This is a genomic window from Halalkalibacter oceani (assembly GCF_023715605.1).
Classification (GTDB): domain Bacteria; phylum Bacillota; class Bacilli; order Bacillales; family Bacillaceae_D; genus Halalkalibacter; species Halalkalibacter oceani.
This window is the reverse complement of the sequence record NZ_JAMBOL010000008.1, coordinates 16,848-35,114: the sequence shown is the minus strand read 5'-3', so window position 1 is coordinate 35,114 and position 18,267 is coordinate 16,848. Positions and strand designations below refer to the sequence as shown.

Annotated in this window: 18 protein-coding genes; 14 read left to right on the top strand and 4 right to left on the bottom strand. The window is 45.9% G+C overall.

Annotation, left to right across the window (positions count from 1 at the left end):
* Positions 1–87 precede the first annotated feature (87 nt).
* Complete coding sequence (locus tag M3202_RS10560; protein WP_251223430.1) at positions 88–615, top strand: DUF4242 domain-containing protein; 528 nt, start codon at positions 88–90, stop codon at positions 613–615.
* A gap of 26 nt (positions 616–641) precedes the next feature.
* The gene (locus M3202_RS10555; protein WP_251223429.1) at positions 642–1,682 is read left to right on the top strand and encodes an acyl-CoA dehydrogenase family protein; all 1,041 of its coding nucleotides are present in this window, start codon (positions 642–644) and stop codon (positions 1,680–1,682) included.
* A gap of 147 nt (positions 1,683–1,829) precedes the next feature.
* On the opposite strand, the gene M3202_RS10550 is transcribed toward M3202_RS10555, so the two are convergent.
* Positions 1,830–2,231 (bottom strand): secondary thiamine-phosphate synthase enzyme YjbQ, encoded by a 402-nt coding sequence (locus tag M3202_RS10550; protein WP_251223306.1) that lies wholly within the window; start codon positions 2,229–2,231, stop codon positions 1,830–1,832.
* A 152-nt stretch (positions 2,232–2,383) separates the two neighbouring features.
* On the opposite strand from M3202_RS10550, the gene M3202_RS10545 reads away from it, so the two are divergent.
* The gene (locus tag M3202_RS10545; protein WP_251223305.1) at positions 2,384–2,992 is read left to right on the top strand and encodes a polysaccharide deacetylase family protein; all 609 of its coding nucleotides are present in this window, start codon (positions 2,384–2,386) and stop codon (positions 2,990–2,992) included.
* 34 nt (positions 2,993–3,026) lie between these two features.
* Here M3202_RS10545 and M3202_RS10540 read toward each other — a convergent pair whose 3' ends face one another.
* Complete coding sequence (locus M3202_RS10540) at positions 3,027–3,167, bottom strand: hypothetical protein (protein ID WP_251193254.1); 141 nt, start codon at positions 3,165–3,167, stop codon at positions 3,027–3,029.
* A gap of 121 nt (positions 3,168–3,288) precedes the next feature.
* Complete coding sequence (locus M3202_RS10535; RefSeq protein ID WP_251223304.1) at positions 3,289–4,413, bottom strand: zinc-dependent alcohol dehydrogenase; 1,125 nt, start codon at positions 4,411–4,413, stop codon at positions 3,289–3,291.
* 110 nt (positions 4,414–4,523) lie between these two features.
* Between M3202_RS10535 and M3202_RS10530 the strand changes: the two genes are divergently transcribed.
* A complete protein-coding gene (locus tag M3202_RS10530) occupies positions 4,524–4,838 on the top strand; it encodes a hypothetical protein (RefSeq protein ID WP_251193253.1) in 315 nt (104 codons plus the stop codon).
* A gap of 46 nt (positions 4,839–4,884) precedes the next feature.
* Here the strand turns inward: M3202_RS10530 and M3202_RS10525 are convergent, their stop codons facing one another.
* Entirely contained in the window at positions 4,885–5,985 is a 1,101-nt protein-coding gene (locus M3202_RS10525) for a CdaR family transcriptional regulator (RefSeq protein ID WP_251223303.1), read from the bottom strand.
* A 378-nt stretch (positions 5,986–6,363) separates the two neighbouring features.
* On the opposite strand from M3202_RS10525, the gene M3202_RS10520 reads away from it, so the two are divergent.
* From M3202_RS10520 to M3202_RS10475, 10 genes are all read left to right on the top strand, one after another.
* On the top strand, positions 6,364–7,497 hold the full coding sequence (locus M3202_RS10520) for a glycerate kinase (protein WP_251223302.1): 1,134 nt from the start codon (positions 6,364–6,366) through the stop codon (positions 7,495–7,497).
* 22 nt (positions 7,498–7,519) lie between these two features.
* Entirely contained in the window at positions 7,520–8,605 is a 1,086-nt protein-coding gene (locus tag M3202_RS10515; protein WP_251223301.1) for a 2-keto-3-deoxygluconate permease, read from the top strand.
* A 123-nt stretch (positions 8,606–8,728) separates the two neighbouring features.
* The gene (gene larA, locus M3202_RS10510; RefSeq protein ID WP_251223300.1) at positions 8,729–9,991 is read left to right on the top strand and encodes a nickel-dependent lactate racemase; all 1,263 of its coding nucleotides are present in this window, start codon (positions 8,729–8,731) and stop codon (positions 9,989–9,991) included.
* Between the two features lie 193 nt (positions 9,992–10,184).
* Complete coding sequence (locus M3202_RS10505) at positions 10,185–10,685, top strand: RNA polymerase sigma factor (RefSeq protein WP_251223299.1); 501 nt, start codon at positions 10,185–10,187, stop codon at positions 10,683–10,685.
* Complete coding sequence (locus M3202_RS10500; protein WP_251223298.1) at positions 10,675–11,832, top strand: anti-sigma factor; 1,158 nt, start codon at positions 10,675–10,677, stop codon at positions 11,830–11,832. The genes M3202_RS10505 and M3202_RS10500 overlap by 11 nt, the downstream gene beginning before the upstream one ends.
* Before the next feature lie 224 nt (positions 11,833–12,056).
* The gene (locus M3202_RS10495; RefSeq protein WP_251223297.1) at positions 12,057–13,913 is read left to right on the top strand and encodes a sigma-54-dependent Fis family transcriptional regulator; all 1,857 of its coding nucleotides are present in this window, start codon (positions 12,057–12,059) and stop codon (positions 13,911–13,913) included.
* Positions 13,914–14,047: 134 nt separating this feature from the next.
* Positions 14,048–15,322 carry a four-carbon acid sugar kinase family protein gene (locus M3202_RS10490; protein ID WP_251223296.1) on the top strand — a complete coding sequence of 425 codons (1,275 nt, stop codon included), beginning with the start codon at positions 14,048–14,050 and terminating at the stop codon, positions 15,320–15,322.
* A gap of 11 nt (positions 15,323–15,333) precedes the next feature.
* Positions 15,334–16,353, top strand: a complete 1,020-nt coding sequence (locus M3202_RS10485; RefSeq protein WP_251223295.1) for a TRAP transporter substrate-binding protein — start codon at positions 15,334–15,336, stop codon at positions 16,351–16,353.
* 126 nt (positions 16,354–16,479) lie between these two features.
* On the top strand, positions 16,480–16,962 hold the full coding sequence (locus M3202_RS10480; protein WP_251223294.1) for a TRAP transporter small permease: 483 nt from the start codon (positions 16,480–16,482) through the stop codon (positions 16,960–16,962).
* Positions 16,959–18,233, top strand: coding sequence for a TRAP transporter large permease (locus M3202_RS10475; RefSeq protein ID WP_251223293.1), 1,275 nt, complete (start codon positions 16,959–16,961; stop codon positions 18,231–18,233). Before M3202_RS10480 ends, M3202_RS10475 begins: the two co-directional genes overlap by 4 nt.
* Positions 18,234–18,267: the final 34 nt, after the last annotated feature.

Below are 18,267 nucleotides of genomic sequence, written 5' to 3'. Positions count from 1 at the left end.
GTTGTTTTTTAGTACTTAGTATAATAAAATTACATTAGCGTTCGATGCGATCGAATGACTATCAATCTTTCAAGGGAGGACTGGATGATGGCGTTATATTTAGTGGAATCACAGTTGAGTGAGGAGCTGCAAAATAAGGCGGCTTTTGAAGGGAAAGTAGAGGCATTGAGAGAAGACGATAGCGGGCAGGAGCTAATTGAAGTTCAAGTCGCCAAGGACTTCAACAGAGCATTCTTTATTTTTGAAGCGGCGGAGGAAGGTGCGCTTACAAAAAACTTGAGCGATGCCGGCATCGTTCCGTCACTTGTCAAAGAAGTGCGAATCGTCGGCCAGGACTTGGAAGAAGTGAAAAAGCAAAAGGACAAAATCAATTATTTAGTGGAATGGAACTTGCCGGAGAACTTGACAATGGAAGGGTATTTGGCCCGTAAAAAAGCGAATTCCGTTCATTATGCGGAAGTTCCGGAGGTGTCCTTTTCAAGAACGTATGTATGCGAGGATATGACAAAATGCCTTTGCTTCTATGATGCACCGGATGATGAGGCTGTAAAAAGAGCGCGTCAAGCCGTTAAGGCACCGATTGACGCGATAACGGAAATCGCCTCAGATCAGTAAAATTAAAGGAGGACCAGGAAGCCGTGATGACAAACATTCAGCAACGCCTTACCGATTTGTTCGAGAAGGAGCTTAAACCTCAGGTCCGGTCAATTGATGCCGGTTTTTATCCAAAGGAGCTGTTAACGCGATTGGGTGAGGAGGGGTATTTTTCTTCGGAAGGAGCAGCTTCCTCCGCTTATCTTCAGCGAGAGCTTGACGTCGTAGCCGAAGCATCGCGCTTTTGCATGACGACAGGCTTTCTGATTTGGTGCCATTTAGCTGCGCTCACCTATATGCGAAAGAGCGAAAATGATAAGCTGAAAAAGAGAATGCTGTCGCGTCTGGAAAATGGCAGCACGCTTGCCGGCACGGGACTTTCCAATCCGATGAAATATTATGCCGGGCTGGAGACGCTGCATTTGCAGGCGGCAAAGGTTGAGGGCGGCTATGTCGTCAATGGAACGTTGCCATCGGTTTCCAATCTCGATCAGACGCATTGGTTCGGGGCGATTGCTGAAGTGAACGCGGATCAAAGGGTGATGCTGTTTGTCTCATGTGCGGCTGATGGTCTGACACGAAAAGCGAAAACAAATTATCTCGGCATTAACGGCAGCGGTACCTATGCCTGCCACTTTGATGACGTGTTTATTTCGGAGGAGGATGTTCTCGCAGAGGACGCCGATTCGTTTATTAAACAGATTCGGCCGGACTTTCTCGCCTATCAAATTCCGCTTGGCTTCGGCGTAACGAAGGCCGCTCTTGCTTCGATTGAGCGCTACCGGACCCGGCAGGGAGGCTGCAATCAGTTTTTGCCGCTGCAGCCGGAAGCGATTCGGGTCGAGCTGGAAGAGCTGCAAACGGAGGTCACCCACTTGGCTTCCCGCGGTCTAAGCTGGGAGGCGCTGCTCCCGCTCCGCAAACGAACCGCCACTTTAACGATCGAGGCGGTTCATACAGCGATGCTTCATGGCGGTGGAGCGGCCTACCTGAGCAACAGTCCGGAGGCCCGCCGTCTGCGGGAAGCCTATTTCCTGATTAATTTGACGCCGACAATTAAGCATTTAGAGAAGATGCTGACGGTATAAGACAATAGCCGAAAATAAGAGAGGAGCCTACGGAAGGTTGCCTCTCTTATTGATTTTTGAACGTCTTACTCGCGTACTCTTGATAAATCAAATAAAAGGGTGGAATTCATTCTTTAGAAAAATTGTAAAGATGTCTCCGCTCCGCATTTATCCAGCAATCACCTTAACGACAAAGGAGCGCGTTCTTGGTCCGTCGAATTCGCAGAAGTAGACGCCCTGCCATGTGCCGAGGAGGAGCCGGCCTTGGGAGAGAATCAATGTTTGGGCGTGACCGACCGTGCTCGTTTTTAGGTGGGCGGCGGTGTTTCCTTCGGCGTGGCGATCCTTGGGGTGGTGCCACGGGTAGATTTCGTCAAAGCGGCGCAGCATATCTGTTTTGACATCGGGATCGGCATTCTCGTTGACGGTGATTCCGGCTGTCGTGTGGAGCGAGGAGACGACGACGATTCCTTCCTTTACATTGTTGTCACGCAGCCATTCACTGATTCGGTCAGTGATATCAATCATTTGATCGCGGGCTGTTGTCTTCAGTTGAAATGTGGCTTGCATCTTCTTCATCCTTTCTCTCTACTGTTTCTTTCTCTTTATTTAAGCAAAAATAACGCCGGATAAAAAGGGGGAAGGCAGGATGATTAAGGGATACTTGCTGTATAATAAAGAGAAAAGACGAGAGGTGGTAAACGATGTGTACACCATGAGTAGTGACAGATCAGGTCGTGTACGATCTGCAGGATGACAGGTGGCTGACAAATCGAAATCAACTGACTCCGACAAGGAAAAAAGTGGTTCTGACCTTTGATGACGGTCCAGGTCGCCATCTCATAAGAATATTGGATATTTTAGCGGAACGGCAAGCTCCGGCGATGTTCTTTTGGCTAACGCGGACGTTCTACGAGGCTAGACCGTGGAGGAGGGTAATCGAAGAAGGTCACATCATCGGCTCCCATTCGCATAAGCATCAGAACCTGTGCAAATTAACGAGAGAGCAGCAATACAAGCAAATCAAAACGAGCGTCAATCAGCTTGAAGCGGTCACCGGGGAAAAAATCAGGCATTTTCGCCCGCCATTCGGACAGTTTAACGAAGATATGATGGACATCCTTGAGGAGCTTAGCTTGCTTCCAGTCATGTGGGAAATCAGCTCCTATGACTGGCAGCTTAAGGAGCAGCCTAAGAAGATAATCGACAACGTCGTCAGCCATATAAAGGATGGCTCGATCATTTTACTCCATGAACTGCCGCAAACAGCTGCCGTGTTACCGGATATCATTGATGAAGTCCGGAAAAAAGGATTTGATTTCATCGTTTAAAAAGGAAAAGCGGCTACTCATCGTATCGAGTTGGTTACTCCTTGATTCCTTCCAGCCATTCGCTGTAGCAGTGGGGGCAAAGAGCTTTGTCGACATGCTCGTTCTGGTAAATGAATAAGCCATGATGATAGCTGTCTTCAAATGTATCATCACAATAAAAGCATTGTTCTTCCATCGCTTTGATCCTCCTAAAAAAGTGTTACTACTATTTTTTTCAACTTGGCGGATTTTATCCAGCACAAAAAAACCTGTCTCATGGCGGTTCGCCCTTTTGAGACAGGTTTTTTGTGAGTGAATTAAGGCTTTAACACAACTTTAATACAGTTATCTTTTTTCTTATCGAAGATGTCGTAAGCAGCAGCGGCATCTTTTAGGCTTTCTTTATGGGTAATAATGTCGGTCGGATCGATTGTGCCTTTTTCAACCATTTGATAGAGCTCCGGCATGTAATGGATCACCGGGGCCTGCCCTGCTTTTACTGTAATATTGCGTGAAAAGATCGAGTGCAGCGGATATGCTGTGGCCGGAGCCCCGTAAACGCCGGTCAGTTGGATCGTACCGAATTTTTTCACCGAGTGGGCGGCGGTAATAATCGGATCAATCGAACCGACCTGTCCGGTAAGCGTTTTTAAATGTTCCTTCAGCGAAACATCGCCGTCCATCCCGACACAGTCGATCACGACTTCGGCTCCCCCTTTCGTGATCTCGTGCAGGTGCTTGCCGATATCTTTATAGTCTTTGAAGTTATAAGTCTCGACATTGTTTGTTCGTTTGGCGTGCTCAAGCCGGTAGGAAACATGGTCGACGGCAATGACCCGCTTCGCTCCTTTCAGCCAGGCGAACTTCTGGGTCATCAGGCCAATCGGCCCGCTTCCGAGGATAATCACCGTGTCTCCGGGCTTGACATCCTCGACGCTCCAATAGGCGGTAGGCATCACGTCCGAGATAAAAAGCAGGCTTTCATCTTCGAGCTCACTGCTCTCCGGCACAACAAATGAAGTAAAGTCGGCATAAGGAACGCGCATGTATTCCGCCTGCCCGCCCGGATAATTTCCAAATATCTCGGAATAGCCGAAGTAGGCGCCGCTATCTTTGTGCGGATTCGAATGATCACATTGACTTTCCATTTGATTTTGGCAAAAATGACATTCGCCGCAGCTTACATTAAACGGGATCACGACCCGATCCCCTTTTTTAACGTTCTTCACGTCCGGTCCGACTTCTTCGACAATTCCCATCGGTTCATGACCGATAATATAATCTTTGCTCAATGGAATCGTGCTATGATATAAATGAAGATCAGATCCACAAATCGACGTTGACGTTATTTTAATAATCATATCATCCGGCTTTTCAATAGCAGGATCATCTACTTTTTTTACATCAACTTTCCCTTTTCCCTGATTTGTTAAGGCCAGCATTTGATCGACACTCCTTCTCTCGGAAATTAGTATTTACATGCCCGTATTCCCATCCGGTTAAACGGGAAAGTGAAAATGAGAGCCTGAAGATGAAAGCAAGGGGGAGAATAATGTTTAAACGGTTTGGCGTTGTCGCTTCGCTCGTTTTGATAGGTCTTTCACTGTTCTTGCTGGTCAGCGGGCTGCGGCATGATGATGGAAGCTTTGTTAGAAATGTCGTGTTGTTTCTGTTATTGCCAGGCTTTGGCGGGTTGTATGGAACGATAAAAGGGAATGGAAACCTGATGCTGGCGGCGTTCTTGCTTTCTTTACCGCTTTGTCTTTACATTTTGCTGGTGGGGAACGGAGCGATATTCAAACTCTTTTTTCTTCCGCCTGTTCTTTATCTCATCAGCCTCATTTTGAAGCGGGGGAAGAAAGCATAAAATAACGAGTGGGTCGCCGTTTGGCTATCCACTCGTATTCGCATCGTTACATCTTTTCTTCTTCGAGATGAGCGGCGATCCAAATCGCGATTTGCAGCGTAACGGCATCGGCAAATAGCTGTGGATCGTAGTCTGTTTTTTCTTTTATTCGCTTTAGCCGATACATCAGCGTGTTGCGGTGAACGAAGAGGGCTTGCGCTGTTTCGGTTATATTCATATTGTATTGAAAGAACGTTTGCAATGTTTCCTTCGTTTTTGGCGTGAGTTGCGGAAACACCCGCGTCAGAAAACGGGATTTTGTCAGCTGATCGAGCTGGTAGATCAGCGCCTCTGTTTCAATGTCCTCATAGGAGACGAATGTTTTGGAGCCCGTGCGAATCCGGAGGGCAAGCTCTGCTTCTTTGAAGGAAATTGCGACCGCTTCAAGTTGCTCAGCAGGTGTGCCGTAGCCGATCTGGCAGCGTACATTGGCTTTTGTCAGCATCTCCTTCACGGCTTGCAGCTTTTTTCGTAAGCGCTGCGGCGTATAGCCCGAGGTAAGCGCGAATATTTTGCTCCCCTCATGGAAGCCGACGAGTGAACGATCCGGATAGATGATTTGCTCAATCTGCTTCAAAATAGTTGTATCAGCCAGCTTCTCCTGCTGCAAGTCAATCAAAAAAACATGGTACGGCGCGTGAAGCTGAATCGCTAATTGCTTAAGCTGTTGCTCGATCTGCTCCGCATTTATTGGAGGATTGAGCAGGGCGGTGAAGGTGTCTTCCTTCAAGCGCTGCTGCCATTCCTGTTTTGAGGCCATCGAAGCCTGTTTGATCATCAGCTCGGTTGTCATTTTTACTAAATCACCAAATTCCTCGACATCCTCTTTTTGCCCGGTAATGCCGATCGCCCCGACGATAGCGTGCTGGAATTCGATCGGGAGATTAATGCCGGTTTTACTGCCGGGAAGGTTTTTTTCATTTTCCGCTGTAATGACCAATGGCTGTCCGGTTTTAATCACCTGTAGACCGCCGGCGTGGAAAAGACCAACCCGGCTTGGGTCTCCCGAAGCGATAATGATACCATCAGGATCAATGATGTTAATGTTCCGCTTTAAACGATTCATCGTTTCTTTAACGATTTCTTCTGCGATTTCCTTTGTTAGCACAGTAACCACCTCGGATGTTTCAAAGCTGCTGAAAAAGTACGATTTTCACTTTTGCAGCAGTTTTTTCGTAATGAGCGTAGCCGTTGCCTGATTTTGAAAGCCTGGCTACGAATGGGTTTGTCGAAGCAAGGCGCAACGCGGAGCCATTACTCTTCTTTAAATTGCGAAAAAGGAAGTTTTTCTATGGCCTCGGATGTTTCTAGCCATTTCATTTTAGGTGTTTCGCCTAAAAAAGACAACAAAAAACGACTTTTTTTTGTGCATAGAACACGAAGATTTATTCATGTAAACGCTGTATAATGAAAACTAATCAAGAGGAAAGTAATTTGAATATAAAGTCAAATCTTTGAAAGCGTTATCTTCTGTGGGGGTGGAGAGATGAAAGTCATTGTCGCGCCGGATTCATTTAAAGGCAGCGTTTCCGCGATGGGAGCCGCCAAAGCAATTGAAAAAGGCATTAAACAGTATCTCCCGGAGGCGGAAACTGTATTAATTCCTGTCGCCGATGGAGGAGAGGGCACGATGGACAGCCTTGTCGCGGCCACAGGTGGAAAAAAAGTTGAGCTTGAAGTAACAGGGCCTTTAGGAGATCCAGTCCGCGCCGCGTACGGTCAGCTTGGGGACGGAAGGACATGTGTCATTGAAATGGCCGATGCGTCCGGTTTATATCTTATCCCTCCCGAACGAAGGGATCCGATGAAAGCGACTACATTCGGCACGGGTCAGCTCATTAAAGCTGCGCTCGATGCCGGCTGCCGTGAATTTATTTTAGCAGTGGGAGGAAGCGCGACGAATGATGGCGGTAGTGGCATGCTGCAGGCGCTCGGGATGAAGCTTTTAACGAAGGATGGTCATGAGGTCGGTTTTGGCGGTGGCGAGCTTGATCAAATTGCTACGATAGACGACCGGGAGTTTGACGGGCGAATTACAGATTCAACTTTTCTGCTGGCCTGTGATGTTCAGAATCCGCTCATTGGTCCAACGGGAGCGTCTCACATATTTGGCCCGCAAAAAGGAGCGACACCTGAGATGGTGGAGATTCTCGATAAAAAGCTGTCTCACTGGGCTGATCTTGTCGAAGCCCAAACAGGGATCGCCCTTCATAACAAGGCCGGTGCAGGAGCGGCAGGCGGGATTGGCGGAGCGTTTCAGGCGTTCTTTTCCGCGGAAATGAGACGGGGAATCGACATTGTCATTGAATATACCGGACTAGAGGAAGCGCTTGCCGGAGCCGATGTCGTGATAACTGGCGAAGGGCAGATTGATTATCAGACAGCCTCAGGGAAAACACCGATGGGGGTCGCCCAGGCGGCGCAGAAGCACGGGATTCCGACAGTTGCCTTTGCCGGTTCAATTGGAAAAGGCATCGAGGAGCTTTACCAGTACGGGATTCAAAGCGTGCACAGTATCGTCAATGGACCGATGTCACTGGCTGATGCGATGAACAAGGCTGAACAGCTGCTCCAGCAAAAAGCGGAGCAAGTGATACGGACGATGTATCTCAATCAATAATAAGAAGACAGGAGTGAGAAAGATGAGAATTAAACAATCGATTGAAAAAGTACCGGGTGGGCTGATGGTTGTTCCACTCATGCTCGGAGCACTCATTAATACAATTGACCAGATGCATATCCCGTTTATCATGAATATTCTTCAAGCATTGGGCGCTGCGCCGAATGCGGATGGTAACTATGAAATGCTGATGATCGGCGGCTTTGCCGAAGAACTGTTTAAAACTGGGGCGCTGACGCTGATCGGTCTCTTCCTGTTCTGCGCCGGAAGCCAAATGGACTTGCGCGTCGGCGGAAGAGCATTGAAAAAAGGGACATTGCTCATGCTGTCAAAGTATTTAACGGGTCTTGCCGTCGGTCTGACCTTTGGCTATTTCTTTGATCCGATGGATGGGCTGCTCGGCTTATCGACGATCGCGATTATCGCGGCGATGACAAACGGGAATGGTGGAATGTATGCCGCTTTGGCAGGCCAATACGGAAACCGTTCAGACGTCGGTGCAGTTTCTGTTCTTTCCTTAAATGATGGACCGTTCCTGACATTAATCGCGCTTGGATTGATGGGCTCAAGCTTCCCTGTTATCGCTTTCATCGCCGTGTTATTGCCAATCGGGATTGGCATGCTGCTTGGGAACCTTGATTCTGAAATTCGTGATTTCTTACGTCCGGGAGAATTGCTGCCGGTCCCATTCTTTGCTTTTGCTTTAGGAGCAGGGATGAATCTGGCAAACTTCTTTAATCCGGATGTTGTCGGCGCGGGAGTCCTGCTTGGTTTGATGACGGTCGTCCTCACAGGGGGAGTCGGCATACTCGTCTTTAAATTGTTTAAAGAGAAGAGCCAAATTGCTCCGGTGGCGGAAGCCTCGACATCGGGGAATGCCGCAGCGACACCGGCGGCGATTGCGGCTGCAGCGACGGTCGCGGCCAATTCCGGCATGATGACGGCGGAGGAAGCGCAAAGCTATCATGACATCGTCAACATTGCGACGGCGCAAATTTCCTTATCAACGTTGACAACTGCGATTCTTTGTCCGATTGCTGTAATCCTCATGGATAAATATCAACGGAGAAAAGGTATTGATGCTAAAATAGAGTATAATGAGAAGTAGAATGGCAAGGTAATGGATGACGGTCTCTTTACATGAGCGACCCCTGAGGTGTAGGCGACTTCAGGGGATTTCGCCATATGAAGGAAGAAACGAACAAAGTAATGAAAAGCGAGGGGTTTTTTCATGGAAACGACATTATTGTACGGAAAACAAGGGTTGACTATCACTGTGCCCGATGAAGCAACAATCGTGGAGCCGAAGGATATACCTAAGCTCGAGGATGATGAGGCCGCTGTTTTGTCAGCCTTACGCAATCCGATCGGGACGGCGCCGCTTCGTGAGATGGTCAAAGAAACGGATAAAGTGGCGATCGTCATTAGCGATATTACACGCCCGACACCTAATGAGAAGCTCGTCCCGTGGCTGATTAAAGAGCTGTCCCATGTGCCGCTTGAGAACTTTGTTGTGATTAATGGCACAGGCACGCACCGCGACCAAACAGAGGAAGAGTTCGTCCAAATGCTTGGGCAATGGGTCGTTGATAACATCCGGATCATTAACAACCATTGTCATGATAAAGAGAGCTTGAAAAAGGTCGGAGAAAGCCGCTTTGGCTGTGATGTGTATTTAAACAAGGAATACGTCGAGGCTGATTTCAAAATTGTCACCGGCTTTATTGAGCCGCACTTTTTTGCCGGTTTCTCAGGTGGACCAAAAGGGATTATGCCGGGTATCGCCGGAATTGAAACGATCATGACCTTCCATAACGCGAGAATGATCGGTGATCCGCTTTCAACATGGGGGAACATGACAAATAACCCTGTCCAGGATATGACGCGCGAGGTGAACAGCTTCTGTAAGCCTGACTTTATGCTTAATGTCACGTTAAATAAAGAAAAGGAAATTACGAATGTGTTTGCCGGTGAATTGTATGAAGCCCATGACGCCGGATGTGCGTACGTGAAGGAGCATACGATGATTGAATGTCCGGAGCGTTTTGATGTAGTCATTACCTCAAATTCCGGCTATCCGCTCGATCAGAATCTTTATCAGGCTGTAAAAGGGATGAGTGCTGCTCATAAAATTGTCAAGAAAGGCGGGACGATTATTTGCGCGTCGGAATGCGCGGACGGGCTGCCGAATCACGGCAACTTCGGCGAGATTTTGAAGATGCGCAAAAGCCCGCAGGAAATTCTTGATATGATTAATGATCCCGAGTTTAAAATGTTTGACCAATGGCAAGTGCAAAAGCAGGCCGTGATCCAAGTATGGGCCGATGTTTATGTCTATTCGACGCTGTCCGAGCAGGATGTGGCCGACGCGATGCTCACGCCGACCAATAGCATTGAACAAACGCTCGAGCAACTAAAGCAAAAATACGGAGAGCAGATGACGGTCGCCGTCCTCCCGCTCGGCCCATTAACGATTCCATATGTGAATGAATAAATTGCAAGTCGGTCGCGAAGGTGAGAGAAGCACCTTTCGCGGCCGGCTTCTTTTTTATGTGCAAAGCTCGATCATGGCAGAAATGAAAATAAAGACATGTGATCCGTTATGATGAGAAGAGTATTGGATGGCTTTTTTATATTTCCTGTTACCGTTTGGTCTTTTATTCGTTTTAATGATGAAGGGGGAGACAATGAAAGAATCTATCGATCGTCTTTATCAACATTATTTTCAAGATATTTACCGATTTCTGTTCTCCCTTAGCTATGATCATTACACAGCAGAAGATCTGGTGCAGGAAACTTTTTTCCGGGCTTATCTTCATCTTGAGCATTATGATGGGGAAACTGTTAAATCCTGGTTGTTTTCTGTTGCTTATCGAGCCTATATCGACTATTACCGGAAACAGAAACGAGTGGTGATCAAGGAGCAAGGTTTTTTCTCAACCGTCTTTGATTCTAAAAAAGCCTTATTGGAGTCTATCATTACGAAAGAAGAAATGAATGAGATCATTACGCTGCTGGACAGCTTACCGGAGAAGCATAAAACCTCGGTGCTCCTCCACGATTTCCACGGGTTATCACAAGCTGAGGCTGCGGAGATTATGCACATTCAAAAAAGTCATTTCAAAGTATTGTTATTCAGAGGAAGACAGGCGATCAGGCGCAGAAAGGCGGGAGACCATGAACGATGAATTTAAACGAAAGCTTGAAGCATATGAAAAAGGAGAATTACCTGAAGCGGAAGTGGACGAATTTGAAAGTGAATTGGATAAGCTGGAAACATACCAGGAATTTTTGCAGGCGACTGACGAGCAAATAGGCACAAAAACCGATGCCGCACATGATAAAAGGCAAAAGAAAATTTTAAGACGTGGAAAATGGAAAGCGAGAATTCAAACAGCGTTAGTGGCGCTCTCATTGTTTATCGTGTTCACTATCTTGTCTGGAATTTTCACGTCGGTTTATTACTCGTGGGGAAAGCCCGACCGAATTGATGTGTTCCGTAATATTATTGATCACACGCTTACGGTTACAAATCCGTATGGCTATCTCGGAAGAACAAGTACGAGCACAAAGGCTTACTTTGGCTTAGAGGCGACAAGAGATCTAAATAAAATGGTAGGTCATGATCGAATGATTGTCGGAGAAATGAAAGTGAATTTCCTCTTTTCATTAATGGCTATGCCGGAGGAGCAGAAGTACGGAAGAGTATCGCAGGATTGGCCGGCATTTACTTATCCCGGTACAGGCTCCAGAGGGATGTCCGATTGGGCACAGCTGGAGGAGCTGCCTGAAGGAACTGTCATTTCTGCTTATGTCTCTTTTTCCGAGCTGCTGGAAACAAAAGAAGTACTCGATTCATTTGAAGGGAGAAACATGGATCTGCTATGGCTTGCAGTTGATACCGGAATTGAATTAAATGAACTTACTGAAGGAGTTATTTTTGAGCCGATTGGTTTTCCGAAATTTCCGATCTGGCATGATGATGATTTTATTGTCACGGAGAGAAAAGAAGAAGCAGGTGGATGGTTCGGAGGAAGCATTGTATCAGAAAGTGCGTCTTCACCAGAGTATGAGGCTGGGGATCAAAGCGTGCTCCAGCAGCAATTTATGAAGACATTAGCTTTTCTGGAGCGGCATGAGCGTAAAGCAAACAATTTAGTGTTTGACAGGCTTCGACTGGCTGAACGGATTGAGTATCTAAATGAAAATGGATTTCATCACTATGGAGCGGTTATCACGGGGCCGACAAAGGAGATATTACAGCTGCGGGATGAAGCATGGATCACAGAATTAGAAATAGATGAAGTCGCATTTTGGAACTGGGAAAATCGCTAGAAAAAAGGTTCAGTGAGGAACTTGGCATGTTCATTTCAAGTTGCAGCACGCAGAAGAATGTGAGAATGCATAGGGGCCGGGCAAACGGGATTAGATAACCTTTTGCCCGTGCTCCTTTCCTTCTACCGGCGCTTACTTGAGAGAAATTTCCCAGATAGTGTTGCAATAAATGAAATTATTCTATACAATCTGATTAATATTGCAACAAGATTGGGGGAGTTAGGTTGTGTAAAATCTTAGTGATTTCACCATATGGCGGATTGAAGGATCTCTTTCTTGAAGTAAATAAGGAGCTGAAAAAAGATTTAGACGTGTTCGTCGGGAATTTATATGATGGTCTGGCGATTGCCCGTTCGGTTGAACACCGCCAGTATGATGCGATTATTAGCCGGGGAGCGACAGCGAAGCTTTTGCGCAAGCATTTTTCCATCCCTGTGTTGGAAGTGCAGATGACGGGCTATGATATTTTGCGAACGCTCACATTGCTGAATGGCTATGCTGGAAAAATCGGGATGATGACCTATTTAAACAAAATTCCTGGCGCGAATATGATCGGGAAGCTGCTTAATATGGATTTAACCTTTTATCCGATTCTGGAAGAAGGAGAAATTGAAGGGGAAATTGAAAGGGCTTCCAACGAAGGGGTACAAGTTATTATTGGCGATGTCATTTCGACAACAACTGCTGCAAAATTTGGCATACAAGGCATTTTAATCTCCTCCGGGAAAGAAGCCGTGCTCGAAACGATTACGAATGCGGAGCAAACCGTTTACTATATGGAAAAGCAAAAAGAAAAATTGAAAAAGATCGAACAGATTTTTCATTACCTTGATGATGGAGTTCTTGTGTTTGATGAAGAGGGGCAATGTATCTTTTTAAATGAAATTGCCAGAAAGCGCTTTCGACTGGTGGAGGAGCCGGGCCTGTTGGATGTGAACACGTTAAGTGGGCTTGTGCCGAAGCTGAAGGAGCTTATGGAGACAAATGATGAAGCGGTTAATGAAGTATATGAGGAATTCGAAAATAGTTGGATCAAGTGGAAAAAGGTTGAGTTGCCCACCGAAGGTCCTTCTGATGGATTCGCGTTACTTATGAAGGAAGAAAAACGGAAGCTGACCGAACAGAAGCAAGACCATTCAGCATACTTTCATTTCAGCTCTCTCGTTGCCCGTTCGGAAAGTATGCATCAGTTGATTACAGTAGCGAAGAAAATCAGTCGCTCTGACTTGCCGGTTATTATTTACGGGGAACCGGGGGTCGGAAAGGATAGTCTTGCCCAGGCGATTCATAATAATAGTGAGCGCGCGCAGGCGCCATATGTGTTCATTAATTGTGAGGCATATTCGGAAGGACAGCTGGAAAGAGAGCTCTTTGGTACCTCAGGAGTAAACGGCCATAAAGGGGCGCTCGAAACGGCGCACAAAGGAACGATCTTTATCGATGCGATTGGTTCGATGCCGCCTAGCATTCAAAGCAAGCTGCTGCTTGTCTTAATTTCCGGGCGGATGAATCGTTTCCAGGAGACAGAATCGTTTCCAGTTGATATCCGCTTTATCGCAGCCCACCGCCAGCCATTGGAAACCTATTTGCGTGACGGACGTTTTCGCGATGATTTCTATCATGCTTTAAACGGCTTTACGTTGAAAGTACCGCCATTACGAGAGCGGATGGATGATCTTGACGATTTGATCAGAATCTTCATCGCTGCCTGTAATACGACGATGGGGAAACAAATCTCCGGGCTGCGCGAGAACGTCTTGAATGAATTGAAGACATTTATGTGGCCTGGGAACATCCGGCAGTTGAAGCATGTTATTGAGCAAATGTGTTTGATGAGTGACGGACCTTTTATCGAGAAAAAAGAAGTTCAGGCTCTTCTGCATAAGCTGAGAGAACAAGAAACCGAAAAAGTGCGGGAACCGACTGGGCTGCAGCTTGCCAATAAAACATTGCATGAGATTGAGCAGGAAGTGATTTTGGCTGTTTTGAAGCAGGAGGAATACAATCAATCGAAGGCGGCAAGAAGACTTGGAATCAATCGTTCGACATTATGGCGGAAAATTAAACATATTTCGGAGTAGAAACAGAAAACGTTGCAAAATGCGACATTTTCTGTTTCTTATTGTATTGTATTTTTAAACAGTCATGGTCTATAATCAAGTAGGAAATGTTGAAAAATGATCACAATTATCAATTAGGCTTGAGGTGAATAAAAATGATAGTCATCGCAGATGATTTAACGGGAGCTAATGATACGGGTGTTCAGTTTGTGAAACAAGGAAAGCCGACGATTGTTCATTTGACTTCTTTCATTGAATCACTTACGGAGACTGAGAAAGTAAACGTTATCAACACCGATTCCCGTTCCTTGTCTCCAGATGAAGCATATAAACGCAACCGAGAGCTTGCGAAGAAGATGAAGGGTGATCAGCAACCTTTTATTTATAAAAAGGTTGATTCCACTTTAAGAGGAAATATCGGTCAAGAAATTGATGGCCTGATGGATGAATTGTCGTTTTCGTTTTGTGCGGTGGTGCCTGCATATCCGCAAAATGGAAGGTTGACGATTGGAGGCTATCATTTAGTTCACGGCACATTACTTGAGGACAGTGAACTTGCAAACGATGTAAAATTCCCGATGACGGAATCTTTCATACCTGATCTATTGGCTGGGCAGACTAAGCGCAGTGTGGGGTTGATCGGTGTGAAAACATTGCGTAGGGGCAAGCTGGCAGAAGAAGTCGATGCACTTCTTGCTCGCGGGGTAGAGGTAATTGTTTTTGACAGCGCTATTGATGCCGATTTGAAAACGGTTACTGATTTCCTGAAAACCCAAGAAAAGGTATTATGGGTCGGGTCTGCCGGATTGGCGCAAGCATTTACAAGTGAACAGGCACAAAAGCTTACTTCTGATGCTGAGGAGCAAGTTGAAAAACCATTGCCGACATTAACTGTTGCCGGAAGTGTAAGCACTGTCACGAGGAAGCAGATTGCCTTTCAAAAGGAAAAGGGTGCTTTTGTGCAAGCGATTCATCCGCTTCATTTGCTGAAAAACGATCAAGAAGTATTAAACACCTGGTTTGACGAAGCAAAGCGGATCATTGGAAACAAAAAGGATCTTGTGATCACGACTGTTTTCACGCCGGAGGTAGCGGTTGAATTGGAAGCGTATATCGCTGAAGCGGGAATCGATAAGCTTGAGCTTGGCAATCAGATTGCTTCGACGCTTGGCGCATTTGCGAGCAGGCTGATTAAAGAAGTGAAAGTAAGCGGGCTGATCCTAACCGGTGGCGATATTGCCTATCAAACCTGTCTCAAGCTTGATATTCATGCGCTTGAAGTCATGAAAGAAATTGAAGAGGGTATTCCACTCTCGAAAGTCGTCGGAGGTCCTTATGCTGACACAGCTATCGTCACAAAGGCAGGCGCATTTGGTCAGGAATCTTCATTGCATCATGCAATGGATATTATAAAAAACACACATATATAGGGGGAACTATCATGAAGAAGTTACTTATGCTAGCAATGCTGGCAATGATGGTTGCGATCGTAGCAGCATGCGGTGGCGGCTCAGACTCAGAAGGCACTGACACATCAGGTGAAGAAAGCAGCGGAGAAACAATTACGCTAAAAGTAGGTCACACATTGGCTGACACATCTCACTATCAAGAAGGACTTGAATATTTCAAGGAAATTCTTGCTGAGAAAACAGATGGCCGTATGGATGTTGAAATCTTCCCGAACGGATCTCTTGGCGGAGAACGTGATATGGTGGAAGGTCTGCAAATTGGAAGTGTTGATTTAGTTCTAACGTCAACTGGTCCAATGAGTGGTTTCGTTGAAGAAATTACAGTTGTTGATTTACCGTTCTTGTTCCGTGATGCAGAACATGCTCACACTGTTCTTGATGGAGAAGTTGGGCAGGATCTTCTTGCTAAATTGGAAGGTATTGATTTGAAAGGTCTTGCTTGGTGGGAAAACGGCTTCCGTAACGTAACGAACAATACTCGTCCTGTTGAAAAGCCGGAAGATCTTCAAGGATTAAAGCTTCGTACAATGGAAAATGACATTCACATGGCTGCTTTCCGCGAGCTGGGAGCAGATCCGACACCAATGGCATTTACTGAGCTTTTCACAGCGATGCAACAAGGGGTAGTAGATGGTAACGAAAATCCTATTCCGGTCATCTACAGCTCACGTTTTTACGAAGTACAGGATTATTTGACAATGACTCGTCATTTCTATAACCCGTCAATCTTGCTAACATCAAACAGCTTCTTTAACAATCTTGAGCCTGAACTGCAAACAGCTCTTCAAGAAGCAGCCGTTGAAGCTGGAATCTTTGAGCGTGAAGTCGTTCAACGTATGGATGAAGAATACCTTAATGAATTAGAAGAACAAGGGATGGAAGTTATTCGTGAAATTGATGTAGAACCATTTATTGAAGCAGTTCAACCAGTTTATGACCAATATAGTGAAGTATTTGGACAAGAGTTAATTGATTCAATTAAAAACCAGTAATTTGAAACAATGTTGAGGGTGGCTAATCTAACAAAAGCTTCTGAAATTGGTGTTTCCGCTCGGAATAGACCAGTGTCCAGCCAGCTTTTAGAGTCACCCTCCTCCTCATAGGAAGGGAGAACAACTATGCTCACGTTAATTAAAAACATCGACCGTTTAAACAAAGTAATTTTTTATTTCATTGGAATCATGTTGATTGTGATGTCGGCTACGATTGCGTATCAAGTATTTTCGCGCTTCACGCTAGGTGCATCGTTGTCATGGTCAGAGGAACTCGCTCGGTATTTAATGGCTTGGGTTGTGTTTATGGGTGCTGCCCTTGCAATCCGAAAAGGTGAATTAATCGGAGTAGAAGCAATTGTCGATCTTTCATCTGACAGCATTAAAAAAGTGTTGAAATTGCTCGTATGCATCGTATGCATCGCGTTCAGCATTTTTTTAATTGTTAAAGGAATTGAAATGGTTCAGGTGGTAGAAAATCAACGTTCTCCTGCTATGCGCATTCCGATGACATATGTCTATGCTTCCATACCGGTAAGTGGGGTTCTAATGGCGCTAAACTCCATCGTAGTAGCTATCGAGTTATTTAGAAAGGATGGAGAAAAATGATTTGGATTTTACTTATTTCGCTTGTAATCCTTTTTGCAATTAGTACACCGATCGCAATTGCGCTCGGGTCAGCGACAGCGCTTGCTGTTATCTGGACTGGTGAAATGCCTGTTTTGGCGATTGTCCAGCGGATGTTTAACTCAGTCGACATGTTCCCGCTCATGGCGATTCCATTCTTTATTTTAGCAGGGAGTCTCATGGAAACAGGGGGAATTTCCAAGCGTCTGATTAACTTTGCCAGTGCGCTCGTTGGGGAAATGAAAGGCGGCCTTGCGGCTGTTGCGGTTGTTACCTCCATGTTTTTTGCTGCTATTTCTGGTTCAAGTCCAGCTACAGTTGCCGCGATTGGTTCAATTTTGATCCCGGCGATGGTCGCCCGTGGCTATCACCGTGATTTTGCCGCGGCTGTGCAAGCGACATCCGGTGGACTTGGAGTCATCATTCCGCCAAGTATTCCGATTATTCTTTATGGTGTCACAGCAGAGGTATCTGTCGGTGATCTTTTTATTGCCGGGATTGTACCGGGACTTCTTGTATCCTTATCTTTACTAATTTTGGTGTATTTCCTTTCGCGAAAGAAAGGCTATCAGGGTACAGAATCCAGTACAACAAAGCAGAAGCTAGTTGCGTTTAGAGAAGCCTTACTTGCTCTACTTATGCCAGTTATTATACTTGGGGGTATTTACGGAGGAATCTTTACACCGACAGAGGCAGCAGTTGTCGCAGTTGTCTATGCCTTTGTCGTTGGAAAATTCGTTTATCGTGAAATTACGTGGAAAAGTGTAATGGGAATCTTTTCCCAATCCGCTGTCACGACTTCCATTATTATGATTATTATTGCTAATGCTGGCGTGTTCGGTTGGCTGCTTACCCGCGAGCGTGTGCCGCAAATGGTGGCAGAATCATTTTTGAACTACACAGAAAGCCCGATTATTTTCCTGCTGCTCATTAATCTGTTGCTTTTATTTGTCGGTATGATATTTGAAACATCAGCGGCGATTATTATTCTTGCGCCAATTTTAGCGCCGATTGCCGTTATGGTTGGAATTGATCCGGTGCATTTCGGGATTATTATGGTCGTGAACCTGGCGATTGGGATGGTAACGCCACCAGTTGGGGTTAACTTGTTCGTTGCTGCGCCGATAGCCGGTACTTCGTTAGAGAAGATATCGCGGGCTGTGCTGCCATTTATCGCGTTGTTGATTATTAACGTTCTGATGATCAGCTTTATTCCGAAAATTTCTACAATCTTGCTGGATGTCTTTAAATAGTTCAAGATGAAAGAAAAAGAATGGAGTGAAGGTG

Coding starts and splice junctions, on each gene's coding strand:
- M3202_RS10540 (WP_251193254.1), bottom strand. CDS start 3,167: ATGGAAGAACAATGCTTTTATTGTGATGATACATTTGAAGACAGCTAT.
- M3202_RS10555 (WP_251223429.1), top strand. CDS start 642: ATGACAAACATTCAGCAACGCCTTACCGATTTGTTCGAGAAGGAGCTT.
- M3202_RS10475 (WP_251223293.1), top strand. CDS start 16,959: ATGATTTGGATTTTACTTATTTCGCTTGTAATCCTTTTTGCAATTAGT.
- M3202_RS10490 (WP_251223296.1), top strand. CDS start 14,048: ATGATAGTCATCGCAGATGATTTAACGGGAGCTAATGATACGGGTGTT.
- M3202_RS10485 (WP_251223295.1), top strand. CDS start 15,334: ATGAAGAAGTTACTTATGCTAGCAATGCTGGCAATGATGGTTGCGATC.
- M3202_RS10500 (WP_251223298.1), top strand. CDS start 10,675: ATGAACGATGAATTTAAACGAAAGCTTGAAGCATATGAAAAAGGAGAA.
- M3202_RS10530 (WP_251193253.1), top strand. CDS start 4,524: ATGTTTAAACGGTTTGGCGTTGTCGCTTCGCTCGTTTTGATAGGTCTT.
- M3202_RS10535 (WP_251223304.1), bottom strand. CDS start 4,413: ATGCTGGCCTTAACAAATCAGGGAAAAGGGAAAGTTGATGTAAAAAAA.
- M3202_RS10520 (WP_251223302.1), top strand. CDS start 6,364: ATGAAAGTCATTGTCGCGCCGGATTCATTTAAAGGCAGCGTTTCCGCG.
- M3202_RS10560 (WP_251223430.1), top strand. CDS start 88: ATGGCGTTATATTTAGTGGAATCACAGTTGAGTGAGGAGCTGCAAAAT.
- M3202_RS10480 (WP_251223294.1), top strand. CDS start 16,480: ATGCTCACGTTAATTAAAAACATCGACCGTTTAAACAAAGTAATTTTT.
- M3202_RS10505 (WP_251223299.1), top strand. CDS start 10,185: ATGAAAGAATCTATCGATCGTCTTTATCAACATTATTTTCAAGATATT.
- larA (WP_251223300.1), top strand. CDS start 8,729: ATGGAAACGACATTATTGTACGGAAAACAAGGGTTGACTATCACTGTG.
- M3202_RS10550 (WP_251223306.1), bottom strand. CDS start 2,231: ATGCAAGCCACATTTCAACTGAAGACAACAGCCCGCGATCAAATGATT.
- M3202_RS10515 (WP_251223301.1), top strand. CDS start 7,520: ATGAGAATTAAACAATCGATTGAAAAAGTACCGGGTGGGCTGATGGTT.